At 34.6% G+C, this 852-nt stretch carries 1 riboswitch.

Annotated elements, in window-relative coordinates:
• Positions 1 to 413: 413 nt before the first annotated feature.
• A riboswitch (cyclic di-GMP riboswitch) is annotated at positions 414 to 497 on the bottom strand.
• Positions 498 to 852: the final 355 nt, after the last annotated feature.

An 852-nucleotide genomic window follows, 5' to 3' on the forward strand; every position in this document is an offset into this window, starting at 1 on the left:
CTAAAGCTAAAGCGTAAATATTGGTTTTTAACTAGATTCGCTTTGTAATAAGAGGAGCTTTTTATTGGTAAAAAGTTTGCGAAGCTTGGTAATTCCCGTGGCCGTAATCACCTTGTACCTGCTTATGAACAAAAAAAATCGGCTGAATGCCGATTCAAAAATAATATTAATAATTGTGTCCTGCTAGTTCTTTTGTAGTTTAATCTTTAAAAGAATAGAAAAACGGAACGACACATATAAGAATAGCTTATTCTATATTGAGTTGGCGAGTACCGTCACTGCTACACTAAGTATGACTGTGCCAATCATTATTGTAATATAAAGTAGGTTCTTCTTCATTTTCTTCTTTCTCATTACCTCTTCGGGTGTGGTCCAAATACTTTTTGACATCAAAAAATTCCCCTTTTTCATTTGATGGTAGCTGGCTGGCAAGTCTTATGACAGAAGCCCCTATAGCTTTGCGTCGTCACCTTTCAGTGAGTTTGCCTTTAAATTAATATTATATATTATATACGTACATAAAGTTAGTAAAAAGCCACTGTAGTTTCGACAAATTTCGAATTTGGGGTCAAACCCCACTTAAATCTCGGTTCCTGTGGTCAAGCCCCCAATTAATGGACACAAAAATAATTCGACATTAACCAAATTTCATTGCTGAATTTCGGTGTTTGAAAGTTACTACCGCGCTTCGCTAGGTGAAGGAAAAAGTAGCTAAAATAATGTTTGCACTGTGATTAAGCATTATTTTTGTAATTTAAATAGTAATCTTTAGGAGAGACGAATCCGAGTCTATATTGGGTTCGTTTCTCATTGTAATAACGAAAATAGCTTTTTAAGTCTTGCTGAAAAGAT

Source organism: Neobacillus bataviensis LMG 21833 (genome assembly GCF_000307875.1).
Taxonomy (GTDB): Bacteria; Bacillota; Bacilli; order Bacillales; family Cytobacillaceae; genus Neobacillus; species Neobacillus bataviensis.